At 35.2% G+C, this 24563-nt stretch carries 19 protein-coding genes, 2 tRNA genes and 1 pseudogene; 10 read left to right on the top strand and 12 right to left on the bottom strand.

Going from position 1 to position 24563, the window contains the following annotated elements:
- Positions 1–13: 13 nt before the first annotated feature.
- From MKD52_RS02565 to MKD52_RS02545, 5 genes are all read right to left on the bottom strand, one after another.
- Positions 14–1414 carry an efflux transporter outer membrane subunit gene (locus MKD52_RS02565; protein ID WP_242099148.1) on the bottom strand — a complete coding sequence of 467 codons (1401 nt, stop codon included), beginning with the start codon at positions 1412–1414 and terminating at the stop codon, positions 14–16.
- Positions 1407–4532, bottom strand: coding sequence for a multidrug efflux RND transporter permease subunit (locus MKD52_RS02560; RefSeq protein WP_112057863.1), 3126 nt, complete (start codon positions 4530–4532; stop codon positions 1407–1409). Before MKD52_RS02560 ends, MKD52_RS02565 begins: the two co-directional genes overlap by 8 nt.
- A 12-nt stretch (positions 4533–4544) precedes the next feature.
- Positions 4545–5657, bottom strand: a complete 1113-nt coding sequence (locus MKD52_RS02555) for an efflux RND transporter periplasmic adaptor subunit (protein ID WP_242099147.1) — start codon at positions 5655–5657, stop codon at positions 4545–4547.
- Positions 5658–5849: 192 nt separating this feature from the next.
- A complete protein-coding gene (nspC, locus tag MKD52_RS02550) occupies positions 5850–7061 on the bottom strand; it encodes a carboxynorspermidine decarboxylase (RefSeq protein ID WP_242099146.1) in 1212 nt (403 codons plus the stop codon).
- A gap of 12 nt (positions 7062–7073) precedes the next feature.
- On the bottom strand, positions 7074–7826 hold the full coding sequence (locus tag MKD52_RS02545) for a 3'-5' exonuclease (RefSeq protein WP_112057860.1): 753 nt from the start codon (positions 7824–7826) through the stop codon (positions 7074–7076).
- Positions 7827–7940: 114 nt separating this feature from the next.
- Here MKD52_RS02545 and MKD52_RS02540 point away from each other — a divergent pair, with 114 nt between their 5' ends.
- From MKD52_RS02540 to glmS, 6 genes are all read left to right on the top strand, one after another.
- The gene (locus tag MKD52_RS02540; protein ID WP_242099145.1) at positions 7941–8588 is read left to right on the top strand and encodes an HAD family hydrolase; all 648 of its coding nucleotides are present in this window, start codon (positions 7941–7943) and stop codon (positions 8586–8588) included.
- A gap of 167 nt (positions 8589–8755) precedes the next feature.
- Entirely contained in the window at positions 8756–9316 is a 561-nt protein-coding gene (locus tag MKD52_RS02535; RefSeq protein ID WP_112057858.1) for a pyruvate flavodoxin oxidoreductase subunit gamma, read from the top strand.
- Between the two features lie 9 nt (positions 9317–9325).
- Complete coding sequence (locus MKD52_RS02530; protein WP_112057857.1) at positions 9326–9724, top strand: 4Fe-4S dicluster-binding protein; 399 nt, start codon at positions 9326–9328, stop codon at positions 9722–9724.
- A gap of 2 nt (positions 9725–9726) precedes the next feature.
- The gene (locus MKD52_RS02525; protein ID WP_242099144.1) at positions 9727–10944 is read left to right on the top strand and encodes a 2-oxoacid:ferredoxin oxidoreductase subunit alpha; all 1218 of its coding nucleotides are present in this window, start codon (positions 9727–9729) and stop codon (positions 10942–10944) included.
- 10 nt (positions 10945–10954) lie between these two features.
- Complete coding sequence (locus MKD52_RS02520; RefSeq protein ID WP_242099143.1) at positions 10955–11899, top strand: thiamine pyrophosphate-dependent enzyme; 945 nt, start codon at positions 10955–10957, stop codon at positions 11897–11899.
- A gap of 92 nt (positions 11900–11991) precedes the next feature.
- Positions 11992–13782, top strand: coding sequence for a glutamine--fructose-6-phosphate transaminase (isomerizing) (gene glmS / locus MKD52_RS02515; RefSeq protein WP_242099142.1), 1791 nt, complete (start codon positions 11992–11994; stop codon positions 13780–13782).
- A gap of 15 nt (positions 13783–13797) precedes the next feature.
- Here the strand turns inward: glmS and ftsZ are convergent, their stop codons facing one another.
- The 4 genes from ftsZ to nusA all read right to left on the bottom strand — a co-directional run bounded on the left by ftsZ (position 13798) and on the right by nusA (position 19078).
- On the bottom strand, positions 13798–14958 hold the full coding sequence (ftsZ, locus tag MKD52_RS02510) for a cell division protein FtsZ (RefSeq protein WP_112057853.1): 1161 nt from the start codon (positions 14956–14958) through the stop codon (positions 13798–13800).
- 22 nt (positions 14959–14980) lie between these two features.
- The gene (gene ftsA, locus MKD52_RS02505) at positions 14981–16387 is read right to left on the bottom strand and encodes a cell division protein FtsA (RefSeq protein WP_242099897.1); all 1407 of its coding nucleotides are present in this window, start codon (positions 16385–16387) and stop codon (positions 14981–14983) included.
- 35 nt (positions 16388–16422) lie between these two features.
- Positions 16423–17892, bottom strand: coding sequence for a peptidylprolyl isomerase (locus MKD52_RS02500; protein WP_242099141.1), 1470 nt, complete (start codon positions 17890–17892; stop codon positions 16423–16425).
- A gap of 73 nt (positions 17893–17965) precedes the next feature.
- Positions 17966–19078 (bottom strand): transcription termination factor NusA, encoded by a 1113-nt coding sequence (gene nusA, locus MKD52_RS02495; protein WP_242099140.1) that lies wholly within the window; start codon positions 19076–19078, stop codon positions 17966–17968.
- A gap of 192 nt (positions 19079–19270) precedes the next feature.
- Between nusA and MKD52_RS02490 the strand changes: the two genes are divergently transcribed.
- The 3 genes from MKD52_RS02490 (at position 19271) to MKD52_RS02480 (ending at position 20198) form a co-directional block, all read left to right on the top strand.
- Entirely contained in the window at positions 19271–19864 is a 594-nt protein-coding gene (locus MKD52_RS02490) for a hypothetical protein (RefSeq protein WP_242099139.1), read from the top strand.
- Between the two features lie 176 nt (positions 19865–20040).
- Positions 20041–20118, top strand: a tRNA-Met gene (locus MKD52_RS02485).
- A gap of 3 nt (positions 20119–20121) precedes the next feature.
- Positions 20122–20198 (top strand) — tRNA-Arg (locus tag MKD52_RS02480).
- Between the two features lie 366 nt (positions 20199–20564).
- On the opposite strand, the pseudogene MKD52_RS02475 reads toward MKD52_RS02480, so the two are convergent.
- Positions 20565–23025, bottom strand: a pseudogene (locus MKD52_RS02475) (autotransporter outer membrane beta-barrel domain-containing protein).
- A 103-nt stretch (positions 23026–23128) separates the two neighbouring features.
- On the opposite strand from MKD52_RS02475, the gene MKD52_RS02470 reads away from it, so the two are divergent.
- On the top strand, positions 23129–23677 hold the full coding sequence (locus MKD52_RS02470) for a hypothetical protein (protein ID WP_242099138.1): 549 nt from the start codon (positions 23129–23131) through the stop codon (positions 23675–23677).
- Positions 23678–23716: 39 nt separating this feature from the next.
- Here the strand turns inward: MKD52_RS02470 and MKD52_RS02465 are convergent, their stop codons facing one another.
- Positions 23717–24034, bottom strand: coding sequence for a hypothetical protein (locus MKD52_RS02465; protein WP_242099137.1), 318 nt, complete (start codon positions 24032–24034; stop codon positions 23717–23719).
- A gap of 78 nt (positions 24035–24112) precedes the next feature.
- A complete protein-coding gene (locus MKD52_RS02460; protein ID WP_242099136.1) occupies positions 24113–24340 on the bottom strand; it encodes a hypothetical protein in 228 nt (75 codons plus the stop codon).
- Between the last annotated feature and the right edge of the window lie 223 nt (positions 24341–24563).

Below are 24563 nucleotides of genomic sequence, written 5' to 3'. Positions count from 1 at the left end.
AAAAAGGATTTGATTATTCCTCTTCTGCATATTTGATTTTATCCCAGCCACCACCAAAAGCCTTATAAACATTAATCACTGAAGAAAGATTTTCTAGATTCGCGCTTTGCTGAGTTAGCTCTGCTGCAAAAAGATTGCTTTGTGTTGTTAAAACCTCAAGGTAATTAGTATAACCTTCCCTATAACGCAACTCTGCTAACACTAATGTTCTCCTTAATGCTTCAACTTGTTCATTTAGGCTATTTAAACGCTCAAAACTCATACTATGATTATACAACGAATCTCTTACCTCACCAAAAGCTTGTCTAAGTGTCTGACCATAATTGAGTAGCATTTCTCTATATTGCGATTTTGTCAGCTCCACATTAGAGCTAGTTCTCCCAAAATCAATCACATTACTCACAAAATTTCCACCATAATTCCAAGTTGAAGTAGAATTGCTAAATAATTCGTTTAATTCTGGACTAGCATAGCCAATAAGCCCCGTTAAAGAAATGGTTGGAAAATACGCTGCCCTTGCTACACCAATAGAAAAATTAGCCGCTTTGAGATTCTGCTCTGCTGCTTCAATATCTGGTCTTTTCTCTAAAAGCGTCGAAGGTAATCCAACTGGCACTTTAGGGGCTTTAGGAAGTATTTGCGATTCCATAGGAAGTGCCACATTAAAAATTCCTTGCGGATCTCTACCAAGCAAAATCATCAAAGCTGTTTGCGCAGCATTTCTCTCCATTAGCAAACTTTGAAGTTGTGCCCTAACCGACGCCATTTCTGATCTTGCCTGCTGCATATCAATTTCTGAAATTTTTCCAGCTTCAAATTCTTTTTTGCGATATTGATAGCTCTCTTCTCGGCTTAAAAGCGTATTTTGAGAGATTTGCACTTGATTATTTAAAGTCAATACTCCAAAATAACTCTCTACCACATTAGCAATCAAACTCAATCGAATCGTATCGCGATTAGCCTTACTAGCTAACAAAGTCGCATAAGCGCTTCTATCAGCATCTCTAGCCCTACCCCACAAGTCTAACTCAAAGCTCAAAATACCGCTCAAAGAAAAATTATTATAATTGTCAAACTCTCCTTGTTTTGGATTTTTCTTATTTCTTGTTGCTTCACCTTGAGCAGATAAAGAAGGGTATCTATCACTTCTTGCATATCCCCATGAACTTCTTGCTTGAGAAACTCTTTCCATTGCAATGGCAAGATCATAATTATTCTTTAAGGCTTCTTCAACAATACCATTAAGATATTCATCGCCAAAGTCTTTCCACCAAGTTTGACTAATGGTTTCGTTAGAATATTCCACGCCAAAATCTTGTGGTAAATTTGCTTTTGGTTGTTCATATTTGGGAGACAAAGAACAACCACCAATCAAAAGTCCCAAACCAATCCAAACTAATATTGTCTTATTCATGCTTTTTCCTTAAACTACCAAGAAATTCTCCAAATCTCGCAAAATAAGTATAAAAAAGAGGAATAAAAAAAGTAGCAATGAAAGTCGCTGCCAACATTCCACCAAGAACCCCTGTTCCAATAGCATGACGACTAGCAGCTCCTGCACCACTACTTACAACAAGTGGCAAAACACCTATGGTGAAAGCCAAAGAAGTCATCACAATAGGACGGAATCGCAATCTTGCTGCCTCCACTGCAGAATCATAGATATTTTTGCCATGCTTCTCTCTTGCTTCCATTGCAAACTCAATGATCAAAATTGCATTTTTAGCTGATAGTGCAATAAGCATTACAAGTCCAATTTGAAAGTAAATATCATTATTTAATCCTCTTAACCAAGTAGCCAAAATCGCACCAAAAACAGCAAAAGGCACAGCTGTTAAAACTGCTAATGGCATCAACCACCGCTCATATTGTGCTGCAAGAATCAAGAAAACAAAAATCAATCCAAAAATAAATGCAATTGCACCTGTACCACCTGCATTTTTCTCCTGATAAGAGCTACCTGAAAACGCTATAGAATACCCTTGGGGTAAAACTTGATTAGCAACTTCTTCAATTGCCTTTAGCGCATCCCCTGAGGAATAACCCTGCGCTGCATCTCCCATAAGCTTTGCTGCTGGGAAAAGATTAAAGCGCTCTAGCACATCAGCTCCAATAATCCTCTCAAAAGTAACTAACGAGCTAATGGGTATCAAATCACCATTATTAGATCGAACAAAAACATCACGCAAATTATCCGGTGATTCTCTAAAGGCACTTTCAGATTGCATACTTACCTTAAAAGTTCGACCATAAAGATTAAAATCATTCACATAATAAGAGCCAAAAGTCGCTTGAAGCGTAGAGAATACATCATCAATATTCACACCAAGTGATTTGGCTTTTTGCCTATCAAGCTTAACATTGTATTGTGGAATATCCACGCTCAAAGTCGTTCTTACTCCGGTTAATTCAGGGCGCTTTTGCGCTTCTTGCAAAACCATTTGCGTGTATTTTTGCAAATCTTGAATTGAGCCTCCCGTGCGGTTTTGAATATATATCTCAAAACCATCTGTCAAGCTAAGCCCCATAATTGGAGGTGGATTTAAAGCAAAAATAACCGCATTAGGATTCTGCATTAACTGCCCTGTTAAACTCTGTGCTAATACTTGAGATTTTTGACTTTCTTCTTTTCGCAAATCCCAATCTTTAAGCTTTACAAACGCAGTTCCTCCAAAGGTTCTCACCGCACTTGAAAGCATATCATAACCCGCCAATGCCATAACTGCCTCTACATTAGGATTGTTTCGAATGGTGCTTTCCATAAAAGAAGCCGTATCTGACGTTTTGCTTAGAGCAGTTGCAGGTGGGAGTTTCATAGAGACAATAAGCATTCCCTTATCTTCAGCTGGAACAAGTCCAGTTGGCACTCTTGTAAATAAACCATAAGTTACCGCAAGCAATCCTACAAACAAAATCACATAAAATACTCCACGCCTAATAGCATGGGCAACCTTATCAGTGAATTGATGCGTAAGCCAAGTAAAGAAATCATTAAATTTCTTTACAATCCAAAATGGCTTAGGTTCAATCTTTTTTAAAATAGAAACACAAAGAGCAGGGGTAAGAGTTAAAGCTACAAATCCAGAAATAACCACAGAAATAACAATGGTAATAGCAAACTGCTTATAAATCTCTCCACTAAACCCCCCAATAAAAGCAATAGGAATAAAAACTGCTGATAAAACCAAAACAATTGCCACAACAGGACTTGCTATTTCTTCCATTGCTTTAATGGTGGCATCTTTTACTGAAAGATTCTCTTCAGAAATAAGCCTCTCAACATTTTCAATTACAATAATCGCATCATCTACCACAATCCCAATAGCCAAAATTAAGCCAAAAAGTGTCAAAAGGTTAATTGAAAATCCAAGCAAATACATTCCTGCAAAAGTCCCAATAATTGAGACTGGAATCGCAAGCACAGGGATAATAGTTGCCCTAAAATTTTGCAGAAAGAAGTAAATAACAATAATAACCAAAATTATGGCTTCAATAAAGGTTTTAATTACTTCCTTTACCGAAACATCAACAAAAGAAGTCGTGTCATAAGGAATTGCATATTGCAACCCTTCTGGAAAAGATTGAGAGAGTTCTTTTATTTTTTTTGCTACTCCCTCAGCAACACTCAAAGCATTTGCTCCAGGCTGTAAAAACAATCCAAAGGCAACAGCAGGACGCCCATTATAAAACGCATTCACACTATAATCTTCTGCTCCTAACTCTATTCTTGCTAGATCTTTAAGCAATAGCGAAGATCCATCAGGATTTGTGCGCACTAGAATATTTCCAAATTCTTCAGGAGTTGTGAATCTTCCTTGAGTTGTTACCGTGTAAGTAAAATCCAAATCTTTTCTAACAGGTTCTTGACCAAAAAATCCTGCGGCAAATTGTGAATTTTGCTCTTGCACAAGAGCAATAACTTCTGCTGGAGTTAGATTGTATTTAGTCAGTTTATCAGGGGAGAGCCAAATCCGCATAGAATATTCTTGACGACTAAAAAGTGTTGCATCGCCCACTCCTGGAACCCTTTTTAATTCCTCTAAAATGTTAATCGCAGCATAGTTAGCAATAAAAGTGGTATCATGAGCAGGAGAATCAGAAAAAAGTGAATAGACTGCCAAAATAGTAGAAGATCGTTTATCTACCGTTACTCCTTGTCTTTGCACTTCTTGAGGTAGAGAACTCATAACAGCTTGGACGCGATTATTAACATTAATAGTTGCTTGATCAGGATCTGTCTCATTTGTAAAATAAATATTAATGCTTAAACTACCACTTGAAGTAGAAGAAGACTGCATGTAAATCATTCCCTCTACCCCATTGATGCTATTTTCTAAAATACTAGCCACACTAGAAGAAATCACTTCCGCACTCGCACCAGGATAAGTTGCTTGAACCACAACTTGCGGTGGTGTAACTTGCGGATACTCCTCAACTGCAAGCGAAGCAATAGATAATCCCCCCGCAATGACAATAATAATAGACATTACCATCGCTAAAACTGGGCGATTGATAAAAAATTTAGAAAACATTGATTTTCCCTTTTATTGTGCTTGGCTATTGATAATATTAACAGGTGCATTTGGGCGAAGTTTAATAAGCTGATCAGTAATAATTATATCGCCTTCTTGTAATCCTGATTGAATTAAAAAACTATTGCCCACACTCTGTCCCAAAACTACTCTTGTTTGAATCGCCTTGCCATCAACCACTTTATAAACATAACTTCCTTGAGAATCTTGAAGTAATGTATTTTGCGGAATCGCAATGGTATCTTTGGCAACTAATCCTTCTAATTTGATTCGTGAAAATTCTCCAGGTATCAAAAGAAAATCTTTATTTTCTACAACCGCTCTTGCCTTGATTGTCGCCGTGCTTGAATCCACTACACTATCAATAAAATCTATTTTCCCTTCCTTACTATAAGCATTTCCACTTGGTAGGATATAAGAAACTTTTAAATTATTACGACTAAGCGTTCTTAAAAAATAATAATCCTTGCTTGGAATTGAAAATTCTGCATTAATAGGATCAAGCTGAGTAATCGTAACAAGTGCGTTATTACTTGAGGCTGATCCAACAAGATTTCCCAAATCATAGTTTGTCAAACTTGTCTTTCCTGTTGCGGTTGCAACAACATCAGTATAGCCTAAATCAATCATCGCATTATCTAAGTTTGCCTTTGCATTAGCAACCCCTGCTTGTGCGCTCTCATAAGTCGATAAAGATTGATCACGCTCTTTTGGGCTGAGTGCTTTTTGCTCAAAAAGTTTTTTAGAACGCTCCCAATCTCTTGAAGCCTCTTTAAAAGTTGCTTGAGCTGAAAGCAATTGTGCTTTAGCAACATTGACATTGGCTTGATATTTTGCAGGATCAATTTTAAAAAGCTTCTGCCCTTCTTTTACCACATTTCCCTCTACAAAATTCTGCTCCAAAAGTGTCCCCTCCACTCTAGCATAGATTTCTACTTTCTGGGGACTTGTAAGTTGCGTTGGGTATTCAAAAGAAATAGGAATGTCTTTTGAAGCAACTTTATAAATATTGACAGGAATAACCATAGTTTGTTGCTGTGCTTTAGAATCTTTTTCACCAAAGCAACCAGAAAACATTACCAAACTACAAAATGCTCCCAATAATATTTTGCCATAACCTTTCATTGTTAAACTTCCTTGCAATTTACTAAATTCACTCGAGAAGCATTAATATTGACTTTAAATACAAACTCATTGTTAAGCTTCTCATTGTGTAATTTAAATTACACACACTTTAAAAAGACTTCATTATAGTCTTTTTTGTTTTAAAAAAATCTAAAAGGTAGATTCTACTCTAGTCTTTATTATTTATGGCTTTTAGCTATTTCTATCTTTGTAATTCTCATAAGAATAAGATTTAAAAAGTTTAAATCGCCCTTCTTTATCAATCATACCAATACTTGGCAAAGGAACACCATTGAAAGTATTATTTTTTACAATAGTATAATGCACCATATCTTCAAAGATGATTCTATCGCCTAGCTTTAGTGGCTCTTTAAAACTATAATCCCCAATAATATCCCCTGCTAAGCAAGTTGGACCACCAAAGCGATAGGCATATTTTTGCTCTCCTTTAAGCTTTAAATGACCATTTTTAGAAATAGCCTTAGCTAAATAGCTATTTCTTACCATAGGGTGATAGGGCATTTCAAGACAATCAGGCATATGTGCAGTAGCACTCACATCTAAAATAGCAATATCAACACCATTATGCACAATATCTATCACACTACCAATTAAGAATCCACATTGCCAACCCACCGCTTCTCCAGGCTCTAAATACACTTCCACTTCAAATCGTTTTTTAAACTTTTTAATAATCTTAACTAACAATTCTCTATCGTAATCTTTGCGTGTAATGTGGTGCCCTCCACCAAAATTTATCCACTGCATTTGTGGAATATATCGCCCAAAATATTGAATGAAATACTTCAAAGTTCTTCTTAACGCATCACTATTTTGTTCGCAATGTGTATGAAAATGCAATCCACTAATACCTTCTAAACCATATTTTTTTACTCCTTTTTTAAATTCTTTAGGTGTAATCCCAAGTCTAGATCCTTTAATGCAAGGATTATAGATTGCAGGAGTAACTTCGCTATATTGAGGATTAACTCGCAAACCAACTTGTATTTTATTTTCACGCCATTGATTTGCTTCATCAATCAGAGGCTTAAAAGTCTGCCATTGCAAAAAAGAGTTAAAAATAATATGATCAGAGATTTTAACTAATTCTTGCATCTCCTCATATTTATAAGCTGGGCTAAAGGTTGTAATCTCACCACCAAAAGTCTCATAACCAAGCCTAGCTTCATAAAGCCCACTTGCAGTGATTCCACTCAAGTATTTTTTGGCAATATCAAAACTTCTCCAAAGCGCATAACCTTTAAGAGCCAAAAGAATCTTTGCTCCACTTTCTTTTTGAATAGAATCTAAAATTTCCAGATTCTTAATAAACTTGTCCTCTTCTAGCACATAACAAGGGCTTGGAATTGCTTCAAAATTCTTAGGATAATTTTGGGTTTGCATTATTTCCTCCATCTAATCTATATGTTCTGTAAATTTTATCAAATCATGACTTGTGTAAATCTTTTTATCCAAACTTTCAAGTGACTTTTTAAATACTTCTAAAGCTACTTTAGAATCTTCTAATGCGCGATGTAAGGGTGAATGTCTAATTTCTAAAAATTCATTTAAAAATTCTAGAGAATAGCGTGGAGAAGTGAATGTTTTTTTAGCAAGTTTAATCGTGCAAAGTCGTGGATTATAAAGATACCCAAAACCATAACGATAAAGTGCATTACTTAGAAATTGATAATCAAAACTAACATTATGAGCCACAAAAACACAATCCCCCAAAAATAATTTAAAAGTTTCTAAAACTTGATGAATCTTAGGTGCTTTTTCTAGCATAGGGGATGTGATTCCTGTTAGTTTTGTGATATATTCAGGGATTTCCTCGCAAAATACAAAAGAATGAAAAGTTCCACAAATTTTTCCTCCTTGATACACAATCGCCCCAATCTCAATGGGCTGATGCACAAAAGGATTATGCCCATTAGTTTCAATATCCACAATGCAAAATCTTTCTTCGCAAATAGGAGTTAAAGTCGTTTTAAGATAGACTTTATCATGCGCAAAAACCAAAGGTATCCCAGAACCTTTAATAATTTCTAACTCACTTTCTCTCTCACTAAAAAGCCCACCAACCTCATCAAGTAGGAGTAAAAATTCATTTTGACTTAAAGGACGCCTTGTAAGCTTAGTGATGATTCTGTCATAACGATGAGGCATTAAACTCCAAAAATATTAAATTAAAATTAGAATCTTAGCTTTTTGTATCTTAAAGTAATTACAGATAAAATTCCATTTATCCACTTTACAGCAAAATAACAAAGGCTTAAAATAATGAAAAATAAAATTGTTTTGTTTGATTTAGATGGGACACTTATTGATTCTACTCAAGCCATTTACGAATCCTTTTGCACCGCTTTTAAAGCTTTTAACAAAGATACTCCCAATATAGAAAGCATCAAAAAACTCATTGGCTACACCTTAGAAGACATTTTCATTGCCCTTGGAATAGAAGAAAAAGAATGCCCACAATATATCACAGCTTACAAAGAGCATTACAGACAAATCTGCAATAAAAAAACGATTCTATTAGAAAATGCAAAAGAATCAATTCTAAAGGCTTATGAATTTGCTTATTTGGGAATTGTAACCACCAAGACTGGATTGTATTCCAAAGATTTACTTCAACACTTCAATGTGTTACAATATTTCCACTGCATCATTGGAAGAGAAAATGTAACCAAACCAAAACCCAATAAAGAACCTATTTTAAAGGCGCTAGAAGCTCTGCCAAAAGGGATTTCAAATTCTCATATTTATATGATTGGAGACACGCCTTTAGATATCCTAGCAGCCAAAGAAGCAAATATTCAATCTTTTGGGGTATTAAGTGGCTACGCTTCCTTAAGCGTGTTACAAAAATATACAGATAAGATTGCTCGTGATTCTTTGGAGGCAATTTCCATTATACAAAGTATTTAAGGATGTTTGGGAGTGAAATTTTTAAATTTTTCACTCAATTTCTCCGCCCAAGATTCAATATCATTTTCCAAAAAGATAATCTTTCTTTTACTAAGCCAAAATTTTAAAAGTCATTTTAAGTGCGCTTCCCTTATAATTTAAGGTGTAATAAAATTTTAGGAGATAGCATGCTAGAGATTAGATGGCATAGTCGTGCAGGGCAAGGTGCGGTAACGGGCGCTAAAGGTTTAGCCGATGTAGTTGCAGGAACAGGAAAAGAAGTTCAAGCATTTGCCTTTTATGGATCTGCAAAAAGAGGTGCAGCAATGACTGCATACAACCGCATCGATGATCAACCTATCTTGAATCACGAAAAATTTATGAATCCCGATTATGTTTTAGTGATTGACCCAGGATTAGTTTATATCACTGATATTTGCGCCAATGAAAAAGCAAATACTAAATATATCATCACAACTCATTTAAGCAAAGAAGAATTTCTTAAAACTAAACCTGAGTTAAATGGAAAAGAAATCTATACGCTAGATTGCATTGGATTATCCCTAGAAGCATTTGGTAAATCTATTCCAAATGCGCCAATGCTTGGAGCATTTCTCAAAGTCTCTAAAACTTTAGAGTTAGAATTTTTCTTAGAATCATTTAAAAAAGTCTTAGGCAAAAAACTTCCTCAAAAAATTATTGATGCAAATATGGAAGTCATCAAAAAAGCCTACAACGAAGTGAAATAGGAGGAAACTATGGAATATAAAGGCTGGAATGAATTTGAAATTGGCTCTGTGTTATTCCCTTTTGAAACAAAAGGTGATGAAATCGTCCAAGAACACGCAGACAAAAGAGATTATCGCCCCGATAGCTCTTATAAGGCAAGTGTGGCTCATTGGAGAGTTGAAAAGCCCGTTTATAATAACGAACATTGTATCAACTGCTATTTTTGTTGGGTTTATTGCCCCGATTCTTCCATTTTAGTTCGTGATGAAAAAATGACAGGAGTGGATTATGTCCATTGCAAAGGCTGTGGTGTGTGCGTTGATGTCTGCCCCACCAATCCAAAATCGCTTTTAATGTTTAACGACTATGAAACTAACGAAGCGGCATTGGCAAAATGGCCTGCAAAAGAAGAAAAGAAAAAGGATTAATTATGGCAGCAGTTTATGAATTACAAACAATTGAAGTATGGGATGGGAATATGGCTGCAAGCCACGCAATGCGCCAAGCACAAATTGATGTAGTTTCTGCTTATCCTATCACTCCATCAACCCCTATTGTTCAAAATTATGCAAGTTTCCTTGCAAATGGTTATATTGATGGCGAATTTGTAATGGTCGAATCAGAACATGCTGCAATGAGTGGCTGTGTTGGTGCTGCAGCTGCAGGAGGCAGAGTAGCAACTGCAACAAGCTCTCAAGGTTTTGCGCTAATGGTTGAAGTGCTTTATCAAGCCGCTGGTATGCGATTGCCCATTGTCTTAAATGTTGTCAATCGAGCCCTAGCAAGCCCATTGAATGTTAATGGTGATCACTCTGATATGTATCTAGGACGTGATGCAGGTTGGGTTAATCTCTGCACTTACAATCCACAAGAAGCTTATGACTTCAACCTTATGGCTTTTAAAATTGCTGAAGATTATGAAGTGAGGCTACCTGTAATGGTGCATCAAGATGGTTTTATCTGCTCTCACACTGCTCAAAGTGTGCGCCCACTTAAAGATGAGGAAGCTTATCGTTTTATTGGGGATTATAAACCAAAAAATGCGATGCTAGACTTTAGCAAACCCGCAACTTATGGGTCGCAAACAGAAGAAGATTGGCATTTTGAACACAAAGCTCAACTTCATAATGCCATTATGAATTCTATGCCTATTATCGAGAAAACTTTCAAGGAATTTGAAGCTTTAACAGGCAGGAAATACAATGTCGTAGAACAATACCAAACCGATGATGCAGAAGTTATCATTGTTGCTCTTGGAACCACCGTGGAATCAGCAAGAATCGCTGCACAAAAAGCAAGAGAACAAGGCATCAAAGCAGGTGTTGTTAGCATTCGCGTTTTACGACCATTCCCCTATAAACAACTCAGCAAGGCTCTTCAAAACTGCAAGGCTGTTGCATTTTTAGATAGAAGTTTGCCTGCTGGTGCTATGGGAATGCTTTTTAATGAAGGTGTAGCAGCACTTTATGCAATGGATAAAAAGCCAATTGTAAGCAATTATATTTACGGACTTGGGGGTAGAGATTTGACACAAAATCATTTAGAAGAGATTTTTAAAGAGCTTGATTGTGATGCTAAAGCAGGAAAATTGACCCACAAAACACAACAATTTATTGGACTTAGAGGTCCTAAATTGGGCTATAACTAAGGAGAATACTATGAGTGAGATTAAAAATTTAAAACAATTTTCAAAAGCAGCTGAAAGATTTGAAGGTGCTAATTTACTCTGTCCGGGCTGTGCACACGGAATCATTGTTCGAGAAGTTTTAAATGCTACTAACTATCCTTTATTAATTGCAACTTCAACAGGCTGTCTAGAGGTTAGCACAGCTGTTTATCCTTACACTTCTTGGGATGTTCCTTGGATTCACATTGGTTTTGAAAATAGCTCCACTGCCATTGCGGGTGCGGAGGCAATGTATAAAGCCTTAAAGCGAAAAAATCGTCTTTATAGTGATAAAGAACCAAAATTTATAGCATTTGGGGGAGATGGTTCAACTTATGATATTGGTTTTCAATTCATTAGCGGCTGTTTTGAGAGAGGGCATGATTTTACTTATATCTGCCTAGATAATGAAGTGTATGCCAACACAGGCGGACAACGCAGTGGATCAACACCTCTTGGTGCCTCTACAACAACAACTCCAGCAGGGCGCGTTAGCTACGGAAAAAAAGACAAGAAAAAAGATCTACTTTCTATTATGGCAGCACACGGATCTCCTTATGTTGCGCAAGTCGCCCCTAATAAATGGAAAGATATGAGCAAAAAAATCAAAACTGCCATTGAGACAGAAGGACCAACTTTTATCAATGCTATGAGTGCCTGCACCACAGAGTGGAGATTCCCTTCAAATCAAACCATTGAAATGAGCGATTTAGCCACCGATTCTTTAGTTTTTCCTCTCTATGAAATCATCAATGGACGCGAATTAAGAATCACTTACCGCCCTAAAAATATCGTTCCTGTGCGTGATTACCTTGGTGCTCAAGCAAGATTTAAGCATCTTTTTAAACCTGAAAATGAGCATATTATCGAGCAGTGGCAAAAAGATGTTAATGAACGCTGGGAATACCTTCAAAGAAGAGAAGAGGCAAAAATTTAGCCTCTCTTCCCCTTTCTTGTCTTTCCTCTCTTTATCTTATATTTACACATTTTATGGCACAATAAAACACTTAATTTTGGGAGCGAATAATTATGTGTGGAATCGTTGGATACATTGGCAATAATGAAAAAAAATCACTTTTACTAAATGGCTTAAAAGAATTAGAATATAGAGGCTATGATTCTGCTGGAATCTCTGTGCTTTCACAAGGAGTTTTACATACTTTTAAGGCTGTAGGCAAAATCATTAATTTAGAAAGAAAATGTGAAAATTTCACTTCAACAGGTTTTGGAGTGGGCATTGGACACACACGCTGGGCTACTCATGGCAAACCTACAGAAGCCAATGCACACCCTCATTTTGGAAAATTTAGTAATGTTGTGCATAATGGAATCATTGAAAATTACCAAAGCATCAAAGAAATACTTCAAAAAGAAGGGCATCATTTTATTTCACAAACTGACACCGAAGTCATCGTGCATTTATTTGAATCCTACTTAGAAAAAAACGACGATCCACTAGAATCTTTTAAACAAACCATTGCTGACTTAAAAGGAGCCTATGCTATCTTATTGATCACAAAAAAGGCACCCGATAAAGTTTTTTACGCCAAAAATGGATCGCCACTTATCATAGGAAAGGGAGAAAAAGATGAAATCTTTTTTGCCTCCTCAGATGCTCCACTAATAGGACTTGCGAAAGAGGTATGCTATCTTGAGGATAACACTTTAGGTGTAATGGATATTCACAACTTCTCAATGCTTCATAATATTAAAAAGCTAACTGGAGACAAACTTTCTGCTCAAAAAGATGGATTTACTTTCTTTATGGAAAAAGAAATCTATGAGCAACATAAAGTTTTATTAGAAACTATGATGGGGAGAGTTAGTGAAGATAGCTTTAGCCTTGAAGAACTTAATCAATTTGATTTCAATAATATTTCTTCCATCACACTTTGTGCTTGTGGGACAAGCTACCACGCTGCTATTGTGGGAAGCTATCTGCTAGAGCGAATAGCAAAAATCAAAACCAAAGTTGAAATTGCAAGTGAATTCAGATATAAAAATCCTATTTTATACAAAGATGAGCTATTTATTGTTATTTCACAAAGTGGTGAAACTGCAGATACACTTGAAGCCCTAAAACTAGCAAAAAACAACCATTTAAAAACCATAAGTATTTGCAATGTTGATAATAGCAGTATGGTAAGGGAGAGTGATGCTTGTTTGCTTACAAGAGCAGGAATCGAAAAAGGAGTAGCGAGCACCAAAGCTTTTGCTACACAAGTAATGGTTTTGTGGATTTTATCTTGTTATTTGGCGCAATCCAAAAATCTACTCTCTAAAGAAGAATGCAAACAACAAGCCCAAACAATGATTAACGCCACTCGTTTTACTGAAGTTAATAAAAAAATGCACGAACGCATCAAAAGACTTGCCAGGCGCTATTTACATGGGCATGGATTCTTTTTTATTGGGAGAGATATTTTTTATCCTCTTGCGCTTGAGGGGGCTCTCAAACTCAAAGAAATTAGCTACCTTCACGCAGAAGGTTATCCTAGTGGAGAGATGAAACATGGTCCTATTGCTTTAGCCGATAGTGGATTATTCTGTGTTGCATTAATGCCAAAAAACTTACTTTATGACAAAATCAAAAGCAATATTGAAGAATTAAGCGCTAGAGATGCGATGATTTGTGCATTAAGCGCAGAATATTATGAGGGTTGCGATGATTGGATTAAAATTTCCAAATCTCACCATTATATGGAAGAATTCTTTGAAATGATGGTCGCGCTTCAAATTTTTGCACTTGAAATTTCTGTAAGATTAGGAAATGATGTGGATATGCCAAGAAACTTGGCAAAAAGCGTAACAGTGGAATAAAGGAAAAAACTTCCTTTAATCCATTTGTCTTCTTAAGAAGGCAGGAACTTCTAGATATTCTTCATTAGCAAAGTCATCACCACTTACTTTCTTTTTAGCATTCACCAATGAAGTTTGTTGATTGATTTTTTGACTTAAATCCTTGGGATTTACCAATTTTAAAGTTGAGCTATCATCATTGTTTGTAGTCTGTGCTTGAGAAGTTTCCTTTTCAAAGCCTGTTGCCACAATGGTAATTCTTACTTTATCTCTTTCCACCGCTGCATCTGTAGTTGTTCCAAAAATAACTTCTGCTTCTGGATCAGTGCTATCATAAACCACATCCATTGCATTAGAAATTTCTGTCATTGGATAGTCTGGATTAAGATAGAAAAGCACCAAAACGCCTTTTGCACCACTAATAGACATATTATCAAACAAAGGAGATTCAATGGCAATTTTTACTGCTTCTTTAGCAGCATCTGCACCGCTTGCTTCTCCAATACCCATTAAGGCAAGTCCTTTGTGATTCATCACGGTTCTTACATCAGCAAAATCCACATTAATATCCCCTGCACTATGTGATAAAATCACCCCACTCACACCATTAACTGCTCTTACAAGAACATCATCAACAATTCTAAAACTATCTTTTAAACCAAGATTCTTGTCAATAATAGACAGAAGTTTGTCATTTGGAATCACCACAATAGAATCACTCTCTGCTCTTAACTTCCGATAACCCTCTTCTGCTAATTCAGATCGTTTGCGCCCCTCCCATCTAAAAGGTTTAGTCACAATAGAAACAGTTAAAGCTCCCACCTCTTTTGCGGCTTTTGCAATTACAGGTGCCGCTCCTGTTCCTGTTCCTCCACCAAGTCCAGCAGAGATAAAGACAATATCCGTGCCCTCTAAAAATTTTTTTAACTCTTCATAACTCTCTAAAGCTGCATCTTCACCAACTTGTGGCTTCATGCCTGCTCCTAAACCTTTGGTGAGTTTTGCACCTAGCTGAATTCTTACAGGCGCTAAAGAAGTACTAATTGCTTGAGCATCAGTATTTGCTACAGCAAGTTCAATCCCATCATAAGTGCCTGTTGCAATAAGGTGCCCAATCATATTGCTTCCACCTCCGCCAACACCTATTACTTTGATATTTGCATTAAAATCGTGTTTTACTTCTTGAACATCAACCATCTTTATCTACTCCTTCCCAAAATTAAAACATTTGTGTTAGTTTTTGCCAAATTTGCACAAAAATATTGTTATTTTTTGTAGTGATTTTTCTAATCTCTGTGATTCCTGAAAGATCTTGCTTAATGTCCGCAGCACTCTTAGGAATACTATTAACAGGACTGCTAGGCGTATGTGCTTTATCCCTTAGAGGATTCATCAAATTAATACCATCGTGAAAATGCCCTACACCCTCTTCTAGCTTTTCATTACAATAACGGATTCTTTTCTCTGAATCAATTTCATAGTTTGTATATTTTCCCGAGGCATATAAAATAAGTCCAATGGCTGTAGAACACTCCGGACCCCTTAAATCCGTAAAAAGTCCATCTATCTCAACTGGCTTGGCAATCCTTGTTGGCATTCCAAACAAAGCTGATGCAAGTTCTCTTAAGCCCTCTAACTGCACCATACCACCTGTTAAGACAACCCCACTTCCAAGCTGTTCTTTAAGATTACTTTTTTCTAATGATTTTTCAAGAATCATTAGCGTTTCTTCCACTCGCGCATAAACTACATTATACACAGTTGATAGAGAAACTTGATGTTTTGAATTGTCATCTCCACCAATGCTTGGTATTTCAATTAGATTTCCCGATTCTTCTTCTGCCCTCAACAATCCGCCATACTCTATCTTAACGCGTTCTGCAATACTTTGTGGTGTGTGCAATGCCATTGCCAAATCATTAGTAATATGATTAGAACCCACCCCCAAAAAGTCATTGTAGCGTAATGAATTTCCAACATGTATCATCATTTCACAAGTGCTTCCACCCATATCAATACATGCTACACCAAGATTTTTCTCATCCTCGCTTAAAACAGCAATAGAAGAAGCATAAGAAGCAAGCACAATATTTTGTATCTCAATTCCTGCTGCCTTAATAGCTTTTTTAAGATTTCCTAGACTAGATTTTTGTGCGGTAATGATTCGCACAGAAACTTCCAATCGGCTTCCTGTCATTCCCATAGGATCATCAATAAAATCTTGATCATCAAGCTTAAAATTATAAGGCAGGATATGAATCACTTCATATTCATTAGGAATCGTTGCATTATAGAGAGCCGTTTGAATAGCACGATTAATCTCTTTAATTCCAATTTCGTTATTAGGTATATTCACAACTCCAGAATTATCTGTGCTTTTGGTATAAGCACCTGAAATTGAAACAATTGCTTTGTTATTAGTTGTTCCTGCAACTCGCTTTGCATCATTGACGGCCTCTTTAATCGCTCGGCTCGCTTGTTCAATATTAGTAATTGTCCCTTTTTTTAAGCCTTGCGATTTATGAAATCCAGTCCCTATAATATGCGGAATCCCTTCCCTACAATTTGCAATTACAGCACAAATTTTAGTAGAACCTATGTCGATTCCTAGTATGACCTGCTCCAATTCGCTTCCTTTATAATTCGTCTCCATTATTTTCCTTAGATTTTTCTAACTATTTTATAAGTTTTTGATAAATAATCCAAGAATTCTTTTTCGACCATTCTTGCTTTAATTTGTACCCCATTTTGTATTAGAAAGTCTAAATTTTGGCTAATTATAGCAGAATTTTTCACCCTTTGATCAAAGATTTTATATAAAATTGCTTTATTTCCTAGCAAAATATAGCCTTTTTCTTCCTTTCTATTCATAAGCTCTTGAATGAATTCCTGTGATTCTTCTTTGGTTAAACCTTTTAAAGCTTTTGTTTCTCCATAACCAACATAACCCACATCAACACCCTTAAAAGACTCTAGACTTTGAGTAGCTTTCTCTTCTAAAAGGCGCACTTTTTCAGCATTAACAAAATCCTCTCTAGCATTAGCTTGTGCTGCTTCATAAGGCTTGGGTTTGCTAGGTATAATTTTAGTTATCTTAGCAGTAATATAGCCACTTTTCTTATCCTTAGTGATTTTAATAGGTTTTAGCGTTTCTTGATCTTTAGCTTGACTTAAAAGATTGATAAACTCCGCACCATAATCTCCATTTCCTTCATAAATAATCAAATTTTCTGCCTTAGGATTTTCATTTTTTCGCAAAGCAATATATTCTTTTAGAGCTTCTTTTTGAGCTTGAGCATCTTTATATTTCTCACTCACTTGCTCTCTAGCTTTCTCATAAGGGATTATTTGCCCCTCAGAATCCAAAAATTGATTCTTAAAATCTTCATAATAACTTTTTAAATTACTCTCTTGAATCTTAACTGAATCCAAAGGAATAAACACACTAGAAATCTCATATCCTCGCTCTGTTTGGTAAATATCTTTATTTTCTTCCCAGTATCGTTTAATCTCTTCATTGTTTGGATTAACATTAATAGTTTTTTTATCAATCACTTGAATATGCACCAAATCTTCCATAGAATACACTGCACCTAATGTCTCTATCTCAAGGGGTGTAAGTGGTATATCTAAAAGTGCATCAAGTTTTTTTAGGATTAAGTTTTCTTTAATGCTCTGTTCAAAATCCTTTGGTTTAAGCTGATTTTCCTGTAAGATTTTCTTATAAACTTGTTCATCAAATTGCCCATTATTTTGAAATGCTTCTGTGGAAGTGATTTCTTGTATAATCTCTTCTTTACTTACTCTTAGTCCCAAATCATAGGCATAATTCAACATTAAAGCTTTAACGATTAGATTATTTAGGGCTTGTTCTTCAATCCCCATTTTTTTGGCTTGTTCTTCATCTAGTGTGCCACCTACTAGCTGATTATAAATACCATAAAGTCTAGAATATTCGCGTTGCATTTCATTGATAGAAACTTTATTCTCCCCTACAACTGCTACGGCATTGCTTGTAGAAGAAAAATCATAACTCCCCCAACCCACAAAACCAGCACCAACAAAAGCAATCGTGCTTACCCAAATAGTTATCACCAGATACTTTTTGTGTTTTTGCATAAAACTAATCATTTAAAAAACCTTAAAATACTTTGTCTTAGTATGCGATTCTAGCGCATAAAACCTTTAAAAATAATGTAAAAACTTATTCTTTAAATAAAGAAGAAAGAATATCTAAATTACTTTTTTCAGGCTCTTTTGTTTGCCCATCAGCCAAAGTGCCATGATCAATTTCTTTTAATTCAATCTCATAGCCCGTCAGCATAGAAGCCAAACGCACATTAATTCCATTTTTACCAATAGCCTTTGGTTTTTGCTCGCTAGAAATACTTACAACAGCCTTTTTATCCTCCACTACAACGCTCACAATCAAAGCAGGTGAGAGTGCTCTTGCGATATAAATTTCAGGTTGGTTTGAAAATTCAATACAATCAATGCTTTCATTTTTTAGCTCTTTGGAGACTGCATTGATACGCACACCTTTCACACCAACAGTCGCCCCAACAGGATCAACTTTCATTGAATCAGTTTTTAAAGCAACTTTTGCTCTCTCTCCAGGGATTCTTGCACAAGCCACAATTTCCACTTCACCATCTTTGATTTCTGGAACTTCTAGCCTTAAAAGCTCTTCAAGCATTTTGGGCGTGGTGCGACTAAGTTCAATGCTAATACCATTTTGCTTATCAATCCCCACATATTTCAAAACCGCACCTATAACTTGACCAACTCTAAACTCCTCACCTTTAATCCGATTCTTTTTAGGCAAAACAGCCCGAATCTCATCAATCTCCACAAAAGTATTTCCAAGATCATCAATTCTAACCACATTTCCACTGACAATTTTGCCAATTTGCGCTTTGTATTTGTCAAATAATTGTGTCTCAACTAATCTTTGAATTCTAAATTCTAGCTCCCTAAATAGCGTATTAACAGCACTGCGATTCATATTTTCCAAACTCAACTCATAACGCAATTCATCGCCCACCTTAATCTCACCATCATGCTTCCTAGCTTCTGAGAGTGGAATGTAATGTTCTTTGTCTTCTTTTGTTTCATCATCATCGCCACAAACACTAATAACTTGGTATAAATGCAAAGTTTTATTTTTTTTATTAATTTCTGCATCATAGAGAATCTTTGAATCTAAAGTCTGCTGTGCGACTTTTATAACCGATTCTTTGACAACCTCCATAACACTTTCAATAGGGAGTCCTTTTTCATAGGAAATTCCCTCAATAATATCTAGTATTTTTTCCAAAACCTTATCCTTAAAAATGTCCTGAAAGAATTTCAAAAGCTTAAATTTTATTTGCAATAATAAATTAAAATTCCTTTATAGGTGCTTTACTAAAAATAAATTTTAAAAAACTTCTTTTTTGAATGCCTAAAAATAACTTTTGGAATCATTTTTGCTTGAATTGCTTACAAAAAAATTGTAAGGATTTTGTGAGTGATAATCAATCAAGGTTTAGGGAATCTAGGAAATTTAGGAGGAATTATTAATGAGGCTAATCGCTTACTTAGCGATTCTAACACCATAGGTGCTACTCAAAAAATACAATCTAGAGAAAGCGATTTTCAAAACAACAATGAGGAATTATTACAAAAAGAGCGTGTTACTTACGGAATGATAAGCTTAGAGTTAATGAGTGATGAACAATATTTAGCCTTTGAGAGAGTAACTGCGGGAATGTCCCCTAATGAAAAAATCTCTGTAGCACAAATCCTAACAAGAGCGGGGAATCTAAGTGCAAGTGTAGAGCGAGTGGAACAAAGAGAAAAGACTCTACAAAACCCCCAAGAATCAAATCAAATTCAATGGTTTTTAGGAATTACACAAGAGGGATGGGGGGAAATCGCACAAGAATTCCAAAACAATCTCAATCATCTCGATGGAATCTACACAAAAAGTTACAATAAGAATCTCTCCTCCAACTACAATGATATTATGCAAAAAAATCAAGATGCCAAAACCCAAAGAATCTTGCGAGAGTTTTCTCACGCCATTCATCTAGGGAATCTTCAAATTGATACAATGAGTTAGTATTACTGATTCTACAAAATTTACACCACAAACTTCAAAAAATATCCCCCACCCCCAAACCTTAAATAACTAAAACCATCATTATAAAAAATCCAAAAAATACTCTTGTTAAATTTAAAAATTAATTTTTTTTTAAAATTAAAAGAGTATAATTGCATTTCTTTTTTATTTGGTATGCCAAGGTAGCTCAGCTGGTTTAGAGCGCTGGTCTCATAAGCCGGAGGTCGGGGGTTCGAGTCCCCCCTTTGGTACCAAATGCGCTCATAGCTCAGCTGGATAGAGCAACGGCCTTCTAAGCCGTAGGTCAGAGGTTCGAATCCTCTTGGGCGTACCACTACTTAATTTCAACAAATAAAATCCCATAATCAGAGCTTATGAAATAAATTAATAGTTAGCAAGGTATTGCGAATTTTATTAATTATTTAGTCATTATTCATTTTATTGTATTGCTTTTATGTCATGTATCAAAAATAATTAAAATACCTATATATCAATCAATAAATTTTTCGTGTTATTTGGATATTTAACCTTAAAGTGTGGGAGTTTGAGAGTCTGACTAATAAATTGCATCCTAACTTGTAGAGAGCCATTATATTTGGATTCTCTCTTATTTTTCCAAATATTCCAATATTCATTTGAGCTTTAAAGACATAAATAAAGTCCAATAATGCCATATTATAAGGCTTTATTTTCTTATATTTTAAAATTTAACCCCTATTTCAAGCTTGGTGTTAAAGTCTGTATTATCTTTAATATCACTTGAAAGCATCAATCTTGTAAAGAAAAATTGATTATAAGTAAAATCAGCTCCTCCTTGCAAGTATAGAGAATCTTGATTGCTTAGTTTGCTTTTAGCATAGAATTTATTTGAACTTGCGCCTTTGAAACTAGCATTATTTTTTAAATAATCCAAGAAATAATGATTCCAACCACCCAAGAAAGAAAAATTCATAATGGCTTTATTGCTGATAATTTTTTCATAATTTACATCAAACCCTATAAATGAATTTAAAGCATTGAAGTTTTTAGAATCAATATTTAAAGCTGTAGAACTTTGATTTTCTTCATCAATAGTTAAGCGATGCAAAAAACTATGTTCTATATATACCAAAGGTCCATAGCTTATTCCTTGATAATTGAAACTTTTACCTACGCCTAACATTTCGCTAGTAAGATAAGAATTAAACTTAGAATCATAACTTGAATTAAAAGCTCCTATATTTACATTTCTGTTAAGCTTAGTGTGTTCATAACCCACTCTAAAACTTCCCAAAAGATAAAAATCCTCTAAATCATATTTAGAAAAAACACCTGCATAAACCCCTGTGGTTTTTGTATTAGCCAAAGTATCATCTATATCTATATCATTATTATTTAACACTACATTAAACCCTAAAATAGATTGATCAAATTCTTTTATAGCTTTAATTTTTACTCCACTTCCATAGCCCTTATAAGCATTAAAATCCCCATTAGCCCTTGAGCTTTGATAGCTTCCAAATGGGCTTACCAAGCTTTGCCATTCATTGGAGTATTCCCTTCTTATATCACCTAAAATTTCTTTATTAAGTTCTTCTTGGAAATCTAGAGAAATTTTGGCGCTATCTAAATAAATATTAGCGTTCAGATTATTTAAACCTTGGGAAATAGTTTGCGTATCTCTAGTAAAATCTAGTTCTTCAAAAAGCAAAGCAATATCTTCATTTTTTCCATTTTGCACTAAAGAATTCAAAGCATAGCCTAAAGAAATATCGCCTGAATTTTTAGCATAAGGAGTGTAGTTTTGAATTACTGCTAATTCTTTCTAAATTAGCATTACCTCCCACATATACTTGGCTTTGCCCCTTAGCATTAATACCTGCGGTTAGAGCGGCATTTTGATTCTGTGTAAAATCATTTTTAATATACAACACGGAAGGATTAACATTATCTTTGCTTTTAACAGAGCGAAATGGGCTTTATTTGTTAAATCATAAACAAAGGCACTACCCTGTAGATTAACATTCTCATTAACATTCATTTTAAAGCTATCATAGCCTAGAATATTGGCTTTAATATTCCAAGCATTATCTAAGGCATTGAAAGTAGCTCTTGATAAGTTAGTGGAACCAAAATTAAGATTTGTATAATACTTACCTTTATTGTCGTTTGATAACTTAATCATTATTAGGATTCCAATTAGAAATAATATCCCCTTCTACTTTAGCACCTTGACTTATATTAATGTTTTCTACATAAGCATTATCAGCTATATAAATGGAAGTTAAAAAGCCTATGGTAGAGCTATTAGAGCTAAGATTTAAGCTTTTAACCAAGGCTCCATCTGGATTGTAACGCGCAAGATCGTCTTGATTACTACCAGATATTTGATGCATATAAGAACCACGGTATTCTTGAACATTGCCCAAAATGTTACCTCCAAAATCTATATTGATAGCCATACCCTCTTTACCTGTGGCTTTTAATTCCCCATTATGATTAATAATATGGTTTTTACCATAGACAACTAACAAAGCATTAGAATAATCGCCCAAAGCATGAATCCTAGTGCCACTGGCTATAGTCAATGCATTATTAGCTCCATCTATGCGAATACCACTTGCAGCTATACCATTAGATAGGATATCATGGCTTTGAGTGGCTGCATTATTTTTACCATAAATATGCAAACCCACTCCATATTCTGTTGGATTATATTCCCCTACAAGCCATTTGCCATCTTGTCTAGCATAATAACCATGATCGCTTTGCCAATTTAGATTGCTTTCATAAATAGAATCTCCATAGTAAAGCTTTCTATCAAATTCATAGCCTAGGTCTTGAAGCAAGGCTAATTCTGCTTCCATATAAAAAAGGTAATTGCGCCAATTTTGATGACTCATCAAAGAATTATCAAGTTCGATATGACTCATATCTAAATCATCCGCCTCCCATCCATTAATGGGTATGCCATTTACTTTATCATAACCTAGCATAACATCTTTAATAACTTCTGCGACATTTTCTCCTTTAAAATAAGCATGACCCGAAGCATTGCTAAGGCTATCATTATTAACAGAGTTTCCATCAGCCAAGAAAACTATCTCTTTTTTGCCAGCTTCCTCTACCTCTTCTTAGGTTTGAACTATTCGCATCTCTTCTTGAGCCTTTACTCCATTAATATCATAGGCTTTTTTATTTAATTATTCAAAATATCTTTTAAAAAACTCTTGACTTATTTTTTTGCTAAAATAGCACCGAATTTTTAGTTAAAATGAGAAAACAATGAATTGTTTTTATCACGAAAATATAGGTGCTGTGGCGACTTGCGTTGATTGCGGGGTAGGACTTTGTAAAGACTGCGTTCAAAACGCACTTTATACAAGAGATAATAAAGCTATTTGTCTAAACTGCTCTAAAAAAGAAGCAAGCGCGCAAGCAAGCAACGCAAAAGGCGAGGTCAGGTGGCTTAGCATACAGCTTGTTTATTTGGCTGTTTTCTTTGTGGTGGGGCTTTATGTATATTACACGGCAGAAAATAGAGACACAGCAGGGCTAGCTATGATAGGCACTTGGTGTGTGGCAAATATACTAAAAATCTTTGTAGGTACTTTTACTAGCTTGGCTGGAGAGACGCATGATGCCCTTATGCTACACACAAATGCTGGTGGCTGGTGGCTTATAAAAATCATCAAGCTTGCGGTTCTTGGTATTTTTTGGGGTCTTTTCTTGCCTATTCAGATTGTCTGGGTGGCATTTAAACTAATCAAAGCCAAAAAACAAGCTAGCGTCCTTCATCAAAATCAAGATATGGCAAATAGCATTAATATGTAATTTTCTAAAATCACCAGCTTTTAAGGAATTCTAGAATTCTTATAAGTGACTACTAAAACTATTTAAAGAATCTTGAAAAAAGGTTTCTGAAGTCTCTTCATCATAAGTCAAGGATAACACACCCAAGGCATGGAAAAGCTCGTGAGTAAAAGTTGAGAAAGTTTCAAATTGATCTCCATTTTTAGGTAGAGTAGTAGGATGTGAAGCTATATACCAATCAAGTGTTCCCATATTGATATGTCCTATATATTCTACATCATCCTTAGAGAATTCACCATCTAATAGCTCTTGTCTGATAGCATCTATGCTTTCTCCTTGCAACACTCTATTAAATATTAGGATTAGGAAAGAAATCATAAGAAGATGCATTAGCATTAGCAATATTATCAGTGCTTACACTTATAGGAATAGGCTCGGAGTTAATTGCATGAGAACCTATAATATTAGCCCAAAATTGAGTTGCACGAATGATCTCATTTTTTGGACTTCGCTTAAAGTATAAGGAGAGGTTTGGGTTTCCCCAAAAAAGGTTACATTTTCTCCTTTATTGTAAAAATCAAGTTTGAAAATAGGTTTATCTCCATTATAAATAATGGTAGTATCATAAGCACTGGCTAAATTTGCACTTATAATTAAAGCTGGAAGCATTAGATAAAAACGCATATTTACTCCTGAGCAATATTTTTATTTACATAATTGCATAAATACATTAATAAAAAAATTATAAAACTTACATTTAAATTCATCTCTCCAAAAAAATAATATGTCCCATTAATTAAAGTATTTGTAAAAAAAATTTACACATAAATCTTTGTATTGAGTATTTTTAGCACAAAAGCCAAGCGAGATTCTAAAATCATTCTTACTGCTTTCTTTTTACACAATC

This window comes from Helicobacter sp. CaF467b, assembly GCF_022664765.1.
GTDB lineage: Bacteria > Campylobacterota > Campylobacteria > Campylobacterales > Helicobacteraceae > Helicobacter_D > Helicobacter_D colisuis.
The sequence above is the reverse complement of the archived record's forward strand: the minus strand, read 5'-3'. Positions and strand labels throughout refer to the sequence as shown.